The 16,792-nt window shown below is 67.1% G+C and carries 14 protein-coding genes and 1 pseudogene; 11 read left to right on the top strand and 4 right to left on the bottom strand.

Going from position 1 to position 16,792, the window contains the following annotated elements; all coding sequences use genetic code 11:
• Nucleotides 1–43: 43 nt before the first annotated feature.
• Entirely contained in the window at nucleotides 44–3,496 is a 3,453-nt protein-coding gene (locus Q5701_RS00990; protein ID WP_306753313.1) for a chromosome segregation SMC family protein, read from the bottom strand.
• 142 nt (nucleotides 3,497–3,638) lie between these two features.
• Here Q5701_RS00990 and Q5701_RS00985 point away from each other — a divergent pair, with 142 nt between their 5' ends.
• The 4 genes and pseudogenes from Q5701_RS00985 to Q5701_RS00970 all read left to right on the top strand — a co-directional run.
• Nucleotides 3,639–4,019 (top strand): CidA/LrgA family protein, encoded by a 381-nt coding sequence (locus Q5701_RS00985; RefSeq protein ID WP_306753312.1) that lies wholly within the window; start codon nucleotides 3,639–3,641, stop codon nucleotides 4,017–4,019.
• Nucleotides 4,012–4,728 carry an LrgB family protein gene (locus Q5701_RS00980; RefSeq protein WP_306753311.1) on the top strand — a complete coding sequence of 239 codons (717 nt, stop codon included), beginning with the start codon at nucleotides 4,012–4,014 and terminating at the stop codon, nucleotides 4,726–4,728. The genes Q5701_RS00985 and Q5701_RS00980 overlap by 8 nt, the downstream gene beginning before the upstream one ends.
• 97 nt (nucleotides 4,729–4,825) lie before the next feature.
• Complete coding sequence (locus tag Q5701_RS00975) at nucleotides 4,826–5,551, top strand: restriction endonuclease (RefSeq protein WP_306753310.1); 726 nt, start codon at nucleotides 4,826–4,828, stop codon at nucleotides 5,549–5,551.
• 43 nt (nucleotides 5,552–5,594) lie between these two features.
• Nucleotides 5,595–5,753: pseudogene (locus tag Q5701_RS00970) on the top strand (hypothetical protein); the annotation flags it as partial.
• Between the two features lie 33 nt (nucleotides 5,754–5,786).
• On the opposite strand, the gene mog reads toward Q5701_RS00970, so the two are convergent.
• Nucleotides 5,787–6,332 (bottom strand): molybdopterin adenylyltransferase, encoded by a 546-nt coding sequence (mog, locus tag Q5701_RS00965; RefSeq protein ID WP_306753309.1) that lies wholly within the window; start codon nucleotides 6,330–6,332, stop codon nucleotides 5,787–5,789.
• A gap of 99 nt (nucleotides 6,333–6,431) precedes the next feature.
• Nucleotides 6,432–7,658 carry an argininosuccinate synthase gene (locus Q5701_RS00960; protein ID WP_234855027.1) on the bottom strand — a complete coding sequence of 409 codons (1,227 nt, stop codon included), beginning with the start codon at nucleotides 7,656–7,658 and terminating at the stop codon, nucleotides 6,432–6,434.
• Between the two features lie 114 nt (nucleotides 7,659–7,772).
• On the opposite strand from Q5701_RS00960, the gene ilvA reads away from it, so the two are divergent.
• Together ilvA and Q5701_RS00950 are read left to right on the top strand one after the other, a co-directional pair.
• Complete coding sequence (ilvA, locus tag Q5701_RS00955; RefSeq protein WP_306753308.1) at nucleotides 7,773–9,029, top strand: threonine ammonia-lyase IlvA; 1,257 nt, start codon at nucleotides 7,773–7,775, stop codon at nucleotides 9,027–9,029.
• A 61-nt stretch (nucleotides 9,030–9,090) separates the two neighbouring features.
• Nucleotides 9,091–10,392: a PP2C family protein-serine/threonine phosphatase gene (locus Q5701_RS00950; protein WP_306753306.1), complete on the top strand. Its 1,302-nt coding sequence runs from the start codon at nucleotides 9,091–9,093 to the stop codon at nucleotides 10,390–10,392.
• On the opposite strand, the gene Q5701_RS00945 is transcribed toward Q5701_RS00950, so the two are convergent.
• Nucleotides 10,389–10,832, bottom strand: coding sequence for an NUDIX domain-containing protein (locus tag Q5701_RS00945; protein WP_306753305.1), 444 nt, complete (start codon nucleotides 10,830–10,832; stop codon nucleotides 10,389–10,391). The genes Q5701_RS00950 and Q5701_RS00945 overlap by 4 nt on opposite strands.
• Before the next feature lie 143 nt (nucleotides 10,833–10,975).
• On the opposite strand from Q5701_RS00945, the gene hslO reads away from it, so the two are divergent.
• Genes hslO through Q5701_RS00920 form a run of 5 tightly spaced genes read left to right on the top strand, consistent with a single transcriptional unit; the run spans nucleotide 10,976 to nucleotide 16,791 of the window.
• The gene (gene hslO / locus Q5701_RS00940) at nucleotides 10,976–11,989 is read left to right on the top strand and encodes an Hsp33 family molecular chaperone HslO (RefSeq protein WP_306753303.1); all 1,014 of its coding nucleotides are present in this window, start codon (nucleotides 10,976–10,978) and stop codon (nucleotides 11,987–11,989) included.
• Between the two features lie 44 nt (nucleotides 11,990–12,033).
• Nucleotides 12,034–12,579, top strand: a complete 546-nt coding sequence (locus Q5701_RS00935) for a CoA pyrophosphatase (RefSeq protein ID WP_306755491.1) — start codon at nucleotides 12,034–12,036, stop codon at nucleotides 12,577–12,579.
• Nucleotides 12,576–13,715: a CCA tRNA nucleotidyltransferase gene (locus tag Q5701_RS00930; RefSeq protein ID WP_306753302.1), complete on the top strand. Its 1,140-nt coding sequence runs from the start codon at nucleotides 12,576–12,578 to the stop codon at nucleotides 13,713–13,715. The genes Q5701_RS00935 and Q5701_RS00930 overlap by 4 nt, the downstream gene beginning before the upstream one ends.
• The gene (locus Q5701_RS00925; protein ID WP_306753301.1) at nucleotides 13,712–15,556 is read left to right on the top strand and encodes an ABC transporter ATP-binding protein; all 1,845 of its coding nucleotides are present in this window, start codon (nucleotides 13,712–13,714) and stop codon (nucleotides 15,554–15,556) included. The genes Q5701_RS00930 and Q5701_RS00925 overlap by 4 nt, the downstream gene beginning before the upstream one ends.
• Nucleotides 15,553–16,791, top strand: a complete 1,239-nt coding sequence (locus Q5701_RS00920) for a class I SAM-dependent RNA methyltransferase (RefSeq protein ID WP_306753300.1) — start codon at nucleotides 15,553–15,555, stop codon at nucleotides 16,789–16,791. Before Q5701_RS00925 ends, Q5701_RS00920 begins: the two co-directional genes overlap by 4 nt.
• Nucleotide 16,792: the final 1 nt, after the last annotated feature.

Raw genomic sequence — 16,792 nt, 5'->3', positions numbered from 1 at the left:
CTCGTATGGCTCGGATTCGCGCGGCAGCCTAGCAAGGCATCCGTCACGCGACCAGAGCCTCGGCGCGCTTCAGGTCCACGCTGACAAGCTGGCTGACGCCCTGTTCGACCATGGTCACGCCGAACAGCCGGTCCATGCGTGCCATCGTGACGGCATGGTGGGTGATGATCAGGAAACGCGTATCGGTGCGCCGCGTCATCGCATCCAGCAGGTCGCAGAAGCGGCTGACATTGGCGTCGTCCAGCGGCGCGTCCACCTCGTCCAGCACGCAGATGGGGGCGGGGTTGGCCAGGAACACCGCAAAGATCAGCGCCATCGCGGTCAGGGTCTGCTCGCCCCCGGACAGCAACGACAAGGTGGACAGCTTCTTGCCCGGAGGCTGGCACAGGATTTCCAGTCCCGCATCCAGCGGATCGTCGGATTCGACCAGCACCAGCCGCGCCTCTCCGCCGCCGAACAGGGTGGTGAACAGCGTGGTGAAATTTGCGTTCACCGCATCAAAGGCTGCCAGCAGCCGTTCGCGCCCTTCGCGGTTCAGGCTGGTGATGCCCGCGCGCAGCGTGCGGATCGCGTCTTCCAGATCCGTCTTCTCAGTCGCAAGCCGGTCGCGCTCGGCTTCCAGTTCTCGCTTGTCTTCCTCGGCGCGCAGGTTGACCGCGCCCAATCCGTCGCGCTGCGTGCGCAACCGGGCGATCCGGTCGTCAAGTGCGGCGGCGGGCGTATCCGGGTCGATCTGCCCCAGCGAGGCCAGCAGCGCCTGCGGCGTCGTTTCGGCCTCTTCCTGAATGCGTTGGCGGGCGGCGGCTTCCGCGTCGCGGGCGGCCTCGGTTCGGGCCTCGCGCATGGCGCGGGCTTCGCGGGCCTCGGATGCGGCACGCTCGGCTTCCCGTTCGGCATGGGCGGCACTGCGGGCCCCATCCTCGGCGGCAGACAGGGCATCGCGGGCTTCGGACAATCGCGCCGTCGCCTGCGCTTCCTGTTCCGCCAGGCTGGAACGGCGTTGGGCCAGCAAGGCGGGCTGTGCCTGCGCATGGGCCAGGTCGTCCGTCGCGGCGTCGCGCCGGGCGATCAGTTCGGCGGCGCGCGTCCCGGCCTGTTCCAGCCGCTGCGTCCAGCCGGCCTGGTCCTTGGCGATCTGGTGCAGGCGCCGGGAACGGTCGCTGCCCTCGCGGCGCAATTCGTCAAGGGCCGCGCGGCGCGCCATGGTGGCGATCCGCGCGGCCTCGACCCCGGTGCGGGCATGGTCCAGGGCTGCGGCCGCGTCGTCCCGATCAGGCAATTCCGCCAATGCCGCGCAGGCCTGGGACAAACGGCCGCGCGCGTCATCGGCATCGGCCCCATGCCGGGCCAGTTCCGCGCGTGCCGATTCAGCACGGCTGCGGGCCATCGACAGATCCGATTCCGTTCGCGTCAGGGCGCGGGCCGCATCCGACAGGCTCCGTTCGGCGTCGCGCCGGGCATCGCGGGCGGATTTCTCGGTCGCCGTGGCGTCCGACAGGATGGCCCGCGCATCCTCATGCGCCTGGATGGCGACATCGGCCCGGGCCTCGGCCTCGGCGGCCTGTTCCGCCAATTCCGCAAGCTGGTTCACCTTTTGCAGATGCAGCGCAGCGGTGGACGAGGCCTCGCTGGCCATGACCCGCATCCCGTCCCAGCGGAACAGATCGCCCGCAGGCGTGACCAGACGCTGGCCAGGCTGCAACGCGGATTGCAAGACCTCGGCCGCAGCGGCATCCGCAACAAGCCCCACCTGAGACAACCGTCGCGCCAGAACATCGGGACCATCGACATGAAGCGAAAGGGCGTCCGCGCCGTCGGGCAAGGGCTGCGGATCGTCCCAGGCCGCCAGCAGATGCCAGCCGCTTTCGCCCATTCCGGCCAATCCCATCCGCAGATCGTCACCAAGCGCTGCGCCAAGGGCAAGCTCGTAGCCCCTGGCGACCGCGACCTTGTCCAGGATCGCCCTGCCCCCGGAGCCGCCGCGTTCCACTAGCCGCCGCAACGCGGCCATTTCAGCGGCAAGCGCACCGGCCTCACCCTCTGCCTCGGCCCGCGCGATGCGGGCGGCGGATTCGACTGCCTCGGCCTCGGTGCGGGCGGCCTCGGCGGCGGCCAGTGCGTCCTCGGCGGCTTCCGCGCGCCCGGCGGCCGCTTCCTGCGCCTGTTCCGCAACGGCAAGTGCGTCTTCGGCTGCGGCGCCGGCCTCGGCCGCGCGGTCGGCACCGGCCTGTGCGTCGGCGGCGGCGCGTTCGGACCGGGCCAGCATGGCGCGCAAATCCGCCACCAGCCGTTCCGCCGATTGATGTTGCGCCGCCAGCCGGGCGGCCTCGTCGGTCAGTTCCGCCAGCCGCGCCTCGATCTCGCGCAGCGCCTCGGCAGCCTCTTCGGCAGCATGGGCGGCAGCGTCCAGGCGGTCGTCATGGCCCTGGGCGGCGTGCTCCAACGCGGCTTTCTCGGCGGCCAGCCGTTCGACCACCTCGCCCGCATCGCGGTTCAGCGATTCTTCCCGGTCGATGTCATGGGCAAGCTGGGCGATGCGCGCCTGCAGGCCAATGACGGCCTGCGCGGCACGCGCATCGGCGTCATCCAGGGCCTCGCGTTCGACCAGGATGCGCGACAGGATGGCTGCGGCGACCTGTTCTTCCTCGCGCAACGCGGGCAGGGCCGCGTCCGCCGCCTCCCGCCGCGCAGCCGCCTCACGCGATGCCGCCTCGGCCGCGCCCGCATCGCGGATCGCCGTTGTCAGCGCCTCGGCTGCGGCCAGCCGCGCCGCCTCGGCCTCGGACCAGCGGCGATAGAGCAGCGCCCCCTCGGCCAGGCGCAGCGCCGCGCCGATGTCGCGGTATCGCGCGGCGGTGCGGGCCTGCCGGGTCAGCGACACGACCTGGGTGGACAACTGGTCCAGCGTGTCATCGACGCGCGTCAGGTTCGCTTCCGCCCCGTTCAGCTTCAGTTCAGCCTCGTGGCGGCGTTGATAAAGCCCGCTGATCCCCGCCGCCTCCTCCAGGATCCGGCGGCGGGACCGGGGCTTGGCGCTGATCAGCTCGCTGATCTGGCCCTGCCGCACCAGGGCCGGGCTGTGCGCCCCGGTCGAGGCATCGGCGAACAGCATCTGCACGTCGCGCGCCCGCACGTCCTTGCCGCCGATCTTGTAGGCCGACCCCGCGTCCCGTGTGATCCGGCGCACGATGTCGAACTGGTCATTGTCGTTGAAGCCCGCAGGGGCCAGCCGGTCGCGGTTGTCCACCGTCAGCACGACCTCGGCGTGGGCGCGGGCCGACCGGCGGGCGGTGCCGGCGAAGATCACATCCTCCATCCCCTCACCGCGCATGGCGGTGGGGCGGTTCTCGCCCATGACCCAGCGGAGCGCCTCTAGCAGGTTCGACTTGCCGCAGCCGTTCGGGCCGACCACGCCGGTCAGCCCCTCGCGGATGACCAGGTCGGTCGGGTCCACGAAGCTTTTGAAGCCGTTCAGTCGCAGACGGTCGAAGCGCAAGCAGTGGTTCCTTTTTGTTCTTATGCCGATTGTCGCATGACAGGGGTCCGAGTCAACCTGTCCGCGCTATATCTGGCGCAAGGCAACACACTTTCCACAAGATCGGCCTAGTCGACGGGCGGTTTCTTGCTACCATTGGCCCATGATCACCGCCCTGTCCCTGATTCTGGCCTTTGAACTGGTCGGAGAGATCCTGTCCCGCGCCCTCGACCTGCCCCTGCCCGGCCCGGTCGTGGGACTGTGCCTGCTGGTCGCGGCCTGCATCCTGCGCCCGGCGCTTGCCGCGCGGCTGAGGCCGACTGCCCAGGGCCTGCTGTCGCATCTGTCGCTGTTCTTCGTGCCTGCGGGGGTGGGTGTCGTAGCCCACCTGCCGGTGCTGCAGGAACATGGCATCGGGCTTGCGCTTGCGATCATGGGGTCTACGGTGCTGGCGATCGCGGCGGGGGCGCTGGCCTTCCAGTCGGTGGCACGGTGGACGGGGACGGTCGATCCTTCGGCACTCAAGGGGGCGAGGGATGACTGACCCGGCGCTGATCTGGTCTTATCTGGCCCAAGGGCCGCTGCTGTGGCTGACCGCGACGCTGGTGGCCTATGTGATCGGCGACGCGCTGTTTCGCGCAGCGGGGCGGCAAAGCTGGGCCAATCCGGTGCTGATCGCGGTGATCCTGCTGGCGGCGCTGCTGGGCGCGACGCGCACCGACTACGCCACCTATTTCGAGGGCGCGCAGTTCGTCCATTTCATGCTGGGGCCGGCGACCGTCTGCCTGGCGCTGCCGCTTTACGACAACCTGCCCCGCGTCCGCCGCGCCGCCTGGCCGATGCTGGCAGGTCTGGTCGTGGGATCGAGCGTGGCGATCGTGTCGGCCCTGCTGATCGCCCGCGCCTTCGGAATCAGCGGCCCGGTCCTCGCCTCGCTCGCGCCCAAGTCCACCACCGCCCCCGTCGCCATCGGCATCGCTGAGCGGATCGGCGGCCAGCCCACCCTGACCGCTGCCTTGGTCCTGCTGACCGGCATCTTCGGGGCGGTGGTGGTGACGCCCCTGCTGAACGTGCTGCGCGTGCGGGATTGGCGCGCGCGTGGCTTCGCCGTGGGCGTCGCCGCGCACGGGATCGGCACCGCGCGAGCGTTTCAGGTGAACGAGACGGCAGGCGCGTTCTCGGGGATCGGGATGGGGCTGAACGCGGTGCTGACAGCGGTTATTGCGCCGATTGTGGTGGGGTGGTTGGGGTGACGCTGACATTTTAGCCACAGCACTAAGAAAGGACTGTTGCAATTGACGCCAGATTCTTGCTCGACTGGGCGACAACAGGAATTTGATTGTCAAACCCATGCATTCCAACAACATAGTTCCAGATTATCAAAGCCTAATGCCTATGGTATTGCGGTTGGCAGCCCGTGGTGAGGTCCGTATCCGGGATGCAGTCCAAGAACTCGCAGAAACCTTGAAGTTGGACGCTCAGGCTCGTGCAACTCTGCTTCCGTCGGGGCGTCAGACGCTATTCGCCAATCGTGTCCATTGGGCCAAGACTTATCTCGCAAAAGCAGGTCTTATCCAGAATACGCGGCGGGGGTTTTTCCAGATCACAGAGCGGGGTCGGGCTGCATTACAGGTTTCGCCAGATCAATTGAACAACGGCTATCTCTCTCAATTCGAAGAGTTCCGGAATTTCCAAGGTAGATCGGATGACGCCCAAGGCGATGATATGAACATTGAACTTGGGGCCGCTGACGGAAAGGCCCTCACTCCCGATGAACTTATTCGGCTTACCCACCAGCAGCTGGAGGCAACGCTCGCTCAGGACCTCCTTGATCGAATAGCTGCGTCCTCTCCAGAGTTTTTTGAACGTTTGATCGTCAACCTGTTGCTGGCAATGGGTTATGGAGGATCTGTGACTGACGCAGGAAGAGCACTGGGCGCCAGTGGGGACAACGGCATCGACGGTGTGATCGACCAGGACCCTCTAGGTCTCGATAGGGTTATATTCAGGCAAAGAGATATGGCCCATATAACCCTGTCGGCTCAGGCGCAGTTCGCGACTTTTTTGGAGTCTTGACCGGCACAAGGCCAGCAAAGGTCTCTTCGTCACGACATCAAGCTTTACTGCCAGCGCACGCGAAACGGCAGAATTCTTAAGCAAGCGGATTGTCTTGATCGAAGGCACAGCATTGGCGCGCCTTATGATCCGCTACAACGTCGGCTGCCGGATTGAGCAGACGATCTTGCTCAAGAATCTTGACGAAGATTTCTTTGAGTAGCTCGGAGCATTTCTGGCCTGCGAAAAGCTTGGATCATTCCCCTGGCCGAAACGCCTTCACCTTCCCCGCATCCGTCTCGATCCGCGCCGCCCCAATCAGGTCCAGACAATAAGGCACCGCCGCAAAGACCGCGTTCAAGCAGGTCGCAATCGCCGCAGGCTTCCCCGGCAGGGTGATGATCAGCGTCGCGTCCCGGATCACCGCCGTCTGCCGCGACAGGATCGCCGTCGGCACCTCGCGCAAGGACGCGCGGCGCATTTCCTCTCCAAAGCCTTCTAGTTCCTTTTCCGCCACGTCCATCACCGCCTCGGGCGTTTGGTCGCGGGGGGCGGGGCCGGTGCCGCCGGTGACCAGGATCAGGTCGGCCCTGCCCTCGACCAGTTCGCGCAGGGTCGCGGCCACGCCCTCGCGCCCGTCGGGGACGATCACCCGGCTGATCTCCATGGGCGAGGTTACCACGTCGCGCAGCCAGGCCTCAGCGCCGGGGCCGCCCTTGTCCTCGTATTCGCCGCGGGCGGCGCGGTCGCTGACGGTGACGATGCTGATGCGGGCGGGACGATCGGTTGCGAGGGCGGTCATGCGGCGGGCCTTCTGCTGGACCGGGCCACTGTGGGACAGGCATGTGCAAAAGAAAAGGCCGCGGGGGTGCCGCGGCCCTTGGTCCGTGAGGCGGGCGGTTTACCTGTTCCGCGCGTTGCGGTTCGCGACCAGCTTCAGGCGCAGCGCGTTCAGGCGGATGAAGCCCGCCGCGTCCTTCTGGTCATAGGCGCCCGCGTCGTCCTCGAAGGTGACATGGGCCTCGGAATAAAGCGACTGGTCCGACCAGCGGCCGACGCAGGTGGCAAGCCCCTTGTAGAGCTTCAGCCGCACCGTGCCCGAGACGTGTTCCTGCGACTTGTCGATCAGCGCCTGCAGCATCTCGCGTTCGGGGCTGAACCAGAAGCCGTTATAGATCAGCTCGGCATAGCGCGGCATCAGGCTGTCTTTGAGATGGCCCGACCCGCTGTCCAGCGTGATCTGCTCGATCCCGCGATGGGCTTCCAGCAGGATCGTGCCGCCCGGCGTTTCATAGATTCCGCGAGACTTCATGCCGACGAAGCGGTTTTCCACGAAGTCCAGCCGGCCGATGCCATGCTTGCCACCCAACTCGTTCAACCGTGTCAGGATCGTGGCGGGCGACAGCGCCTGACCGTCGATCGCCACCGCATCGCCGCGTTCGAAGGTGATTTCCACGAATTCCGGCTGGTCCGGCGCATCCTCGGGGTTCACGGTGCGCTGATAAACGTAATCGGGGGCGGCCTCGGCGGGGTTTTCCAGCGCCTTGCCCTCGCTGGAGGTGTGCAGCAGGTTCGCGTCCACGCTGAAGGGCGCCTCGCCGCGCTTGTCCTTGGCGATGGGGATCTGGTTCTGTTCGGCGAACTCGATCAGCTTGGTGCGGCTGGTCAGATCCCACAGACGCCAGGGCGCAATGACCTTGATCGACGGATCCAGCGCATAGGCCGACAGTTCGAACCGCACCTGGTCGTTGCCCTTGCCGGTCGCGCCATGGGCCACCGCATCCGCGCCGTGCTGGTGGGCCAGTTCCACCAGCCTCTTGGAAATCAGCGGACGCGCGATCGAGGTGCCCAGCAGGTACAGCCCCTCGTACAGCGCATTGGCCCGGAACATGGGGAACACGAAGTCGCGCACGAATTCCTCGCGCAGATCCTCGATGTGAATGCTTTCCGGCGCGATGCCCAGCAGTTCGGCCTTGGCGCGCGCCGGTTCAAGTTCCTCGCCCTGGCCCAGGTCGGCGGTGAAGGTGATCACCTCGCAGCCGTATTCGGTCTGCAGCCATTTCAGGATGATCGAGGTATCCAGCCCGCCCGAATAGGCAAGGACGACTTTTTTCGGCGCGTCAGACATGCGGTTAACCCTTCGGCAAAGTTTCCGGGGCCATAAGGCAGATGGCGCGGTGTCACAAGGGCCGCAGACCGCGTCCCCTTGCCAAACGCCCGCTTTCGCGTCATGCGCAGGCGCATGGAAAACCTTGCCTCCTTTGCCGCCCTGGTCCGCAACGCCGAAATCGCAATTCGTGACCTGTTCGAGCCGACGCCCCTGCAGCGCAACGACTACCTTTCAGCCAAGTTCGGGGCAGAGATCTGGCTCAAGCGAGAGGACCTGACCCCCGTGCGCAGCTACAAGCTGCGGGGCGCGTTCAATGCGATGCGCAAGCGGGTCGTGCCGGGCCAGGCGACGAATGCGCATTTCGTTTGCGCCAGCGCGGGCAATCACGCGCAGGGCGTGGCCTTTGCCTGCCGTCATTTCGGGGCCAGGGGCACGATCTTCATGCCGGTGACGACGCCCAGGCAGAAGATCGACAAGACCAAGATTTTTGGCGGCGACGCGATTGAGATCGTGCTGACCGGGGATTACTTCGACCAGACGCTGGCCGCATCCCAGGCCTTTGCTGCACAGCAGGATGCGCAGTTCCTGCCCCCCTTCGATTCGGCCGACGTGATCGAAGGGCAGGCGACCGTGGGCCTTGAAATCCTGGAACAACTGGGCGGCGCGCCCGACCTGGTGGTGCTGCCCGTGGGCGGGGGCGGACTGTCGGCCGGGATCACGCGATACTTTGCCGACATGGCCCCGGATGTGTCCTTTGCCTTTGCAGAACCGCTGGGCGGGGCCAGCCTGCAAGCCGCGCTGCAACAAGGCGCGCCGGTGGCCCTGCCTGCCGTGGACAATTTCGTCGATGGTGCCGCCGTGGCCCGCATCGGCGCCCTGCCCTTCGTGGCGCTGCGCCGCTTCAGCCCCCAAGACGTGTATCTGGCGCCCGAGGACCGCATCTGCATCACCATGCTGGAGATGCTGAACACCGAGGGCGTGGTGCTGGAACCCGCAGGCGCGCTTGCCATCGACGTGCTGGGCGATCTGGGCGATCTGACCGGCAAGCGCGTGGTCTGCGTCTGCTCGGGCGGGAACTTCGACTTCGAGCGCCTGCCCGAGGTCAAGGAACGCGCCCTGCGTTTCGCCGGGGTGAAGAAGTATTTCGTGCTGCGCCTGCCGCAACGTCCCGGCGCGCTGCGCGATTTCCTGGAACTGCTTGGTCCCGACGACGACGTGGCACGGTTCGAGTATCTCAAGAAATCGGCGCGCAACTTCGGCTCGATCCTGATCGGCATCGAAACATCGGCGCCCCAGAACCTGACCGCGCTGAAGACGCGGCTGGATCACGCGGGCTTTGTTTACCGCGACATCACCAACGACGAAATTCTGGCCGAACTGCTGGTCTGATCTTCGGCTTTCGACTTGGCGCTTAACGGGGCCTTTACCGCCAAGGGGTTATCACCTTGGCATGAAACGCGCGAATCGCCAGACACCTGTTCTTGCCAAGCCGTCCACGAACCGGCTGACGCGGCGCGTCCTGGTTGTCAGCCCCAATGCCGCCCAACGGCGCATCTTCGCGATCCAGCTGAAGCGCGCCCATTACGAGGTGATGGAGGCGGGGTCGGTCGCCGACGCGCTGCAACTATGCCAGCGGAACGAACCCGACATCATCCTGTCCGACTGGTCCCTTCCCGGCCGGGCGGGAATGGAATCCGGGCTGGATCTGTGCCGGGCTTTCCGGGCCGGTGAACGGCGCAACTACGGCTATTTCGTGCTGCTGACCTCGGCCCAGGACAACGAGGATATCGCCCGAGGGTTGGAGGCCGGGGCGGACGATTTCCTGACCAAGCCCGTCACCCAACAGGAATTGCTGGTGCGCCTGGCCGCCGGCGAACGCATCCTGCGGGTCGAGGAGGATTTGCGCGCCAGCAATGCCCAGCTTCGCACGGCCCTGGACCAGTTGCGCGACACCCAGGCCGCCATCGACCGCGACCTGACCGAGGCGCGCAAGCTGCAGCAAGGCCTTGTCAAGCAGCGGTCGGGCCGTTTCGGGTCGATCCAGCTGTCGCTGTTGCTGCGCCCTGCGGGCCATATCGGCGGCGACCTGGTAGGGTTTTTCCCCATCGGAGAGGACCGGGTGGGCATATACGCCCTGGACGTGTCGGGCCATGGGGTGACGGCGGCGCTGCTGACGGCGCAGTTGTCGGTGCATCTGTCGGGATCTTCCGACCAGAACGTCGCCCTGCGCGCGGCACAAACCGGGACCGATGCGGTCAGCCCGGCCGCCCTGGCGCATTTCTTCAACAACATGATGCTCGAGGAGATGGCGACCGACACCTATTACACGATGATCTATGCCGATCTGAACCATGCGACGGGGCGGTTGCGGATGGTGCAGGCGGGACATCCCCATCCGGTTCTGCAACGCGCGGACGGGACCGTCCGTCCCTTGGGCAATGGCGGAATGCCCATCGGCGTCTTCGAAAATCCGATCTTCGACGAGATCGACCTGATGCTGGAACCGGGCGACCGGCTGCTGATCTGTTCGGACGGCATTACCGAGGCCACGAGCCCCGCAGGCCGCCTGCTGGGCGACGACGGGGTCGAGGCCATCCTGCGCACCAACGCCTTTCTGGGCGGCCATGTGTTCCTGGAATCCATGGCCTGGTCGGTGTCGGAATATTGCCGGGGCGAACGTCAGGACGATATGTCCGCGGTGCTGATCGAATATCTGGCCCCCGCCGAAGCCCTGCCCCTGCCCGGCCGCTAGATCACGTGCCGGAACCGGGCCAGGAAGGCCCGCACGCCCGGGTCGGCCAGCAGGTCCATGGCAGCACGTGGGCTGGCCCAACGGGCGCTGTGATGCAGTTCTGTCGGGGCGGACAGGCGCAGGATCGGGCGGGCGATCCAGATGTGGCACAGCTTTTCGGCGTATTGCCCATAATTCGGCATGAAGGCGAACCGGCGATAGGCGCCCAGCCTGCGGGCGTTGCCGATGGTCCAGCCGGTTTCCTCGAACACCTCGCGGTGCAGGGCGCGCAACCCGGATTCGCCGGGATCGATGCCGCCGCCGGGCAGTTGGAATTCGGCTTCCGGCGCGGACTGGTGGGTCAGCAGCAGCCGTCCGTCGCGAACCAGCAGGGCATAGGCGCCGGGGCGCAACTTGTGGCGCTGGCCGGGTTGCGGGGGATGGCCGTATCGGCGGATCATCGGGGTCTCCGGTCGTTCGCGCCCCTCTAGCGCAGCTATGGGACGGGCGAAAGCCGCCCCCTTGGGATTGTCGGCAAACATCCTATATTGGGCGCGACCCGGCCCGCCCTGAGCGGGCCTGCCCAGGATTTCAGGAATAACGCATGAGCAAGATCAACCAGATCGCATGGGACGACACGGTTTTGCCGTTCCAGCTGGACCGTTCGGACATTCGCGGACGTGTCGCGCGCCTGGACGGGGTGCTGGACCACATCCTGTCGCGCCACGATTACCCCGCGCCCGTGGGTGCCATGGTGGCCGAACTGGCGCTGTTGGCGGCCCTGGTCGGCCCGACCGTCAAGCTGCGCTGGAAGCTGAGCATGCAGGTCCGCGGCAATGGCGCGATCCGCACGCTGGCCGCCGATTATTATGCCCCCGAACACGACGGCGCACCCGCCCGCATCCGGGCCTGGGCCAGCTTTGACGCCGACCGCCTGGACGACCGTCCGCCCTTTCAGCAGGTGGGCGAGGGGTATTTCGCGATCCTGATCGACCAGGGCCAAGGCTCGCTGCCCTATCAGGGGATCACGCCGCTTGCCGGCGGGTCGCTGTCGGCCTGCGCCCAAACCTATTTCGCGCAATCCGAGCAGTTGCCGACCCGGTTCCAGCTGGCCAGCGGAATGTCGCGCCTGACAGGCCAGGACAGCCACTGGCGCGCCGGGGGCGTAATGCTGCAAACCCTGCCCGCTACCTCCATGCAAGGCGAAGGCGGCAGCGGCGAGGGCGGGCTGATCCAGGCCGCCGACATCCTGCAAGGTGTGGAATCCGAGGATTGGAACCGCGCCAACCTGTTGCTGGACACGGTCGAGGTGCTGGAACTGATCGGCCCCTCGGTCGGGCCCACGGATCTGCTGCTGCGCCTGTTCCACGAGGAGGAACCGCGCGTCTTCGACACGCAGCGGGTGGAATTCGGCTGTTCCTGCACTGCCGACCGGGTGCGCAACACGCTGTCGATCTATTCGGCCAAGGACATCGCGCATATGACCACGGATGCGGGCATCGTCACCGCCGACTGCCAGTTCTGCGGCGCGCATTACGAATTCGACCCGCAAAGCCTGGGCTTCGAAGCCACGGTGGATGCCGACGGCCAGCCCCTGTCCGACAGGGCGGCCGAGTGATCCCGGACTGGTCCGAGGATCGCCTGCGCCAGGCCCTGTCCGTCATGGCGGGGCCGACATCGGATTACGACCTGAACCCGGACGTGGCACCTCCTGCGGGCAACCTGCGTCCGGCGGGGGTGCTGGCGGCGTTCCATCAGGACAACGGCAGGCTGGTCCTGACCAAGCGCGCATCGGGGCTGCGCCACCATCCCGGCCAGATCGCCCTGCCGGGCGGCAAGGTCGATCCGACGGATGCCGACGTCATTGCCGCCGCCCTGCGCGAGGCGCAGGAGGAAGTGGGGCTGGATCCCGCGCAGGTCGATCTGCTGGGCACCCTGCCCCCCCACCGAACCGTGACAGGCTTTGCCGTGACCCCCGTCATCGGCATCATCCGCGGCCCTTTCGACCCCCGCCCCGAACCGGGCGAGGTGGACGAGGCCTTTACCCTGCCCTTTGCCCATGTCGCCGATCCCTCTCGCTATCGCGTGGAACGCCGGCGCTGGCGCGAAGGCTGGCGCAGCTATCACGCGGCGCCCTTTGGCCCATACTACCTGTGGGGCGCGACCGCGCGGATCCTGCTGGGCCTGGCCAAGAGGATGGGGGCGTGACGCAACTTCCAGCCCAGGTCACGGGGGATCCTGCCCTGCAATCGGTTTTCGACGCCATCGAGGCCGGCGGGCATCGCGCCTGGCTGGTGGGGGGCGCAGTCAGGAACGCGTTGCTGGGCGAACCAGTGGGCGACCTGGACCTGGCCACCGATGCGCCGCCCGATGCCGTGATGCGCCTTGCAGAACGGGCAGGATTGAAGCCTGTGCCGACCGGCATCGACCATGGCACGGTGACGGTCGTGGGCGACGGGCGCGGGTTCGAGGTGACGACCCTGCGCCGTGATGTCGAAACCGATGGACGCCATGCAGTCGTGGCCTTTTCGGACGATCTGGACGGGGACGCCCGGCGCCGCGATTTCACCATGAACGCGCTTTACGCCGACCGGCATGGCATGGTCATCGACCCGATTGCGGGCCTTGACGACCTGCGCGCCCGCCGGTTGCGCTTTGTGGGCAATCCCGCCCGCCGCATTGCCGAGGATTACCTGCGCATCCTGCGGTTTTTCCGCTTTCTCGCCTGGTATGGCCGCGACGCCGATCCTGCGGCCGTGGCGGCCTGCCAAAGCTTGCGCGATGGCTTGGACGGAATTTCGCGCGAACGCATTGGGCAGGAACTGCGCAAGCTGCTGATGGCCCCCGATCCGGTGCCCGCCGTCCGGCTGATGCAGGATACGGGCGTGCTGGACAAGGTCTTGCCGGATGCGACGCCGGATCGGCTTTATGCGCTTCAATCCCCCGCCCCCTGGCTGGCGCGCCTTGCGGCGTTGTCGCAAGCAGACTTGGCCCATCCCCTGCGCTTGTCGCGGTCCGAGGCGCGCGACCATCGCACCCTTGTCACCGCCTTGGCCAACGACTGGTCCTTTGGCCGCATCGCCTATCTCCTGCACGGCGATCTGGCCCATGGCGCCGCGCTGCTGGTGCAGACCGGCCCGTCCGGCCCCCGTCCCGGCTGGCCCGCCGCGCAGGAGGCTGTCCGCCCCCTGCCCATCGCCGCCGCCGACCTGCAACCGCATCTGCAAGGCCCCGCCCTGGGCCGGGGCCTGAAAGCTGCCGAAGATGCCTGGATCGACGCGGGCTTCGCCATGCCCGCCCCTGCCTTGATCGACATCGCCCTTTTGGCCGGAGAGGCCCCATGACCCTGCACCACCGCCTTGGCCGCCTGATCGACGCTTTTCGCCCCGCCGACGGCCCGCCGCCCGCGACGCTGCTGGCCTTTTTCCGCTGGTGCCTGGCGGGGGCCGGCGGCGGGCTGACACTGGCCGCCATCGCCTCGGCCCTGGGCGGGGTCGCGGATGTCGTGGCGGCGGTGCTGCTGGGCTGGGTGGTCGATGCCATCGCCACGGGCGATCCGGGTGCCTTCTGGTCCCAGAACGGACTGCTAGTGGCGGCATTTGCAGGATTTTTCCTGTTGCTGCGTCCCGTGATCTTCGGCCTGTCCACGGCCACATCCAGCGTGATCATCGGCCCGAACGTGTTGCCCCTTGTGTTGTCGCGGATCCATCGCTGGACGATGGGCCATTCGGTCGCCTTCTTCGACAACGACTTCGCGGGCCGCCTGGCGCAAAAGCAGATGCAGACCGCCCGCGCCGTCACCGATGTCGCATCCGAGATGGTGAACGTGGTGGCCTTTGCCCTGGCCTCGATCCTGGGATCGGCGGCGTTTCTGGTGTCCGTCGATGCCTGGGGGGCGGTGGCCCTGATCCTGTGGCTGTTGTCCTATCTGGTGCTGATCAAGTTCTTCCTGCCGCGCATCCGGGCGAAATCGGGTGCCCGCGCATCGGCCCGCGCGATGATCACGGGCCAGGTTGTCGATACCATCACCAACATCAAGACCGTCAAGCTGTTTGCCCATGCCGAACACGAGGATCGCGCCGCCTTGGGCGCCATGGCCGGATTCCGCGACCGGGCGCTGGATTTCGGTGTGGTCAGCAGCACCTTTCGGATGTCGCTGATGGTGATCGCGGGCGTGTTGCCCGTGATCCTGGTGGGCGGGTCGATCATGCTGTGGCGGCAGGGCCAGGCCACGCCGGGCGACGTGGCGGCGGCAGGCGCCATCGCCATGCGCCTGAGCCAGATGACCGGCTGGGTCAGCATGGCGCTGATGGGCATCTGGGGCAGCGTGGGCGAGGTCGAGGACGGCATGAAGACCCTGTCCCCGCCCCATGCCCTGACCGATGCGCCCGACGCCGTGCCTTTGGACCGCGTTGCGGGGCGCGTCGACTTCGATCATGTGGGCTTTGCCTATGGCCGCGACGCGGGCGGATTGCAGGAGGTGGACCTGCATATCCGCGCGGGCGAAAAGGTCGGCATTGTCGGCGCCTCGGGCGCGGGCAAGTCCACCATGGTCGCGCTGCTGCTGCGTCTTTACGACGTGGAAAAGGGCGCGATCCGCATCGACGGGCAGGATCTTCGCCATGTGACCCAGGAAAGCCTGCGCCGCCAGATCGGCATGGTCACGCAGGAAACGGCGATGTTCAACCGCTCGGCCCGCGACAACATCCTGTATGGACGCCCCGGCGCCACCCAGCCCGAGATCGAGGCTGCCGCAAGGGCAGCCGAGGCGCATGACTTCATCCTGAACCTTCAGGATCACGCGGGGCGCAAAGGCTATGACGCGCATCTGGGCGAACGCGGGGTCAAGCTGTCGGGCGGACAGCGCCAGCGGATCGCGCTTGCCCGCGCCTTCCTCAAGGACGCCCCGATCCTGGTCCTGGACGAGGCCACAAGCGCCCTGGACAGCGAGGTCGAGGCCCAGGTCCAGGACGCCCTGGTGCGCGCCATGAAGGGCAAGACCGTGCTGGCCATCGCGCACCGCCTGTCCACCATCGCGGAACTGGACCGGATCGTCGTCATGGACGACGGGCAGATCGTCGAACAGGGCAGCCATGCGCAACTGCTGGCGCGCGGCGGGCTTTACGCCCGTTACTGGAACCGTCAGTCGGGCGGCTTCCTGGGGACCGAGGAAGCGGCGGAATGACCCTGTGGAACGTCGAACGCCTGGGCCGGCGCGGCGACGGGGTGGCCGTGGGCAACGCGGGCCGCGCCCTTGCCGCCCTGACCCTGCCAGGCGAGGAAATCGAGGGCGAGGCCCAGGGCGGCCGCATCGCCGCCCCGCGCATCGTCACCCCCTCGCCCGACCGGGTGCGGCCAGTTTGCGCGCATTACCGCGCCTGCGGGGGCTGTTCGCTGATGCACGCGACCGAAGGCTTTACGACCGCCTGGAAACAGCAGGTGGTGACCGCAGCCTTGGCCGCGCGCGGATTGCCCGCGCCCATTGCAGGGATCCATGTCTCGCCCCCCCAGTCGCGGCGGCGGGCGGTGCTGTCGGGCAGGCGCACGAAAAAGGGCGCCCTTGTCGGCTTTCACGCCCGCGCATCCGACGTGATCGTGGATCTGGCGGAATGCCACGTCATGCGCCCCGAGATCACCGCCGCCCTGCCCTTGCTGCGGCGGATCACCGCCGCCGGCGCCTCTCGCGGCGGCGAGTTGTCCATGACCGTGATCCATGGCCCTGCCGGGCTGGACCTGACCGTGACGGGCGGAAAGCCCCTGGATCCCGGTCTGTTCCAGACCCTCGCCGCCTTGGCGGAGGAAGGCGACCTGGCCCGGCTGACGTGGCAGGATCAGACGGGGGACGCACAGCCAATCACCCGCCGTCCGCCCCCCCTGCCCATGGGCCGGGCGCGGGTTGTCCCTCCGCCCGGCGGCTTTTTGCAAGCAACAGCCGAGGGCCAGGCGGCGCTGCTGGCGGCGGTGCGGAATTTCACGGCAGGGGCCACCCGGATCGTCGATCTGTTTTCTGGCTGCGGGACGTTTTCCCTGCCCCTGGCGGAAACCGCATCGGTCCACGCGGTCGAGGGTTTGGCCGCGCCCCTTGCCGCGCTGGATGCCGGTTGGCGGGGCGCGCCAGGCCTCAACCGCGTCACAACCGAGATTCGCGACCTGGCCCGACGCCCGCTGATGATCGACGAGCTGAACCGGTTTGACGCAATCGTGATCGACCCCCCTCGGGGCGGGGCCGAGGCCCAGGTCCGGGAAATCGCGACATCCCGGGTGAATCGCCTGGCCTTCGTCGCTTGCGATCCGGTCAATTTCTCAAGGGATGCGCAACTTCTTGCCGAAGGTGGATTTGTGCTGGATCGGCTGATCGTGGTTGATCAGTTCCGCTGGTCGCCCCACGTCGAAACCGTGGCAGAATTTGTCAGAACCTAGC

Origin of the sequence: Paracoccus actinidiae (assembly GCF_030863885.1) — a bacterium.
Lineage (GTDB): Bacteria > Pseudomonadota > Alphaproteobacteria > Rhodobacterales > Rhodobacteraceae > Paracoccus > Paracoccus everestensis.
This window is presented reverse-complemented; position numbering and strand designations above follow the sequence as displayed.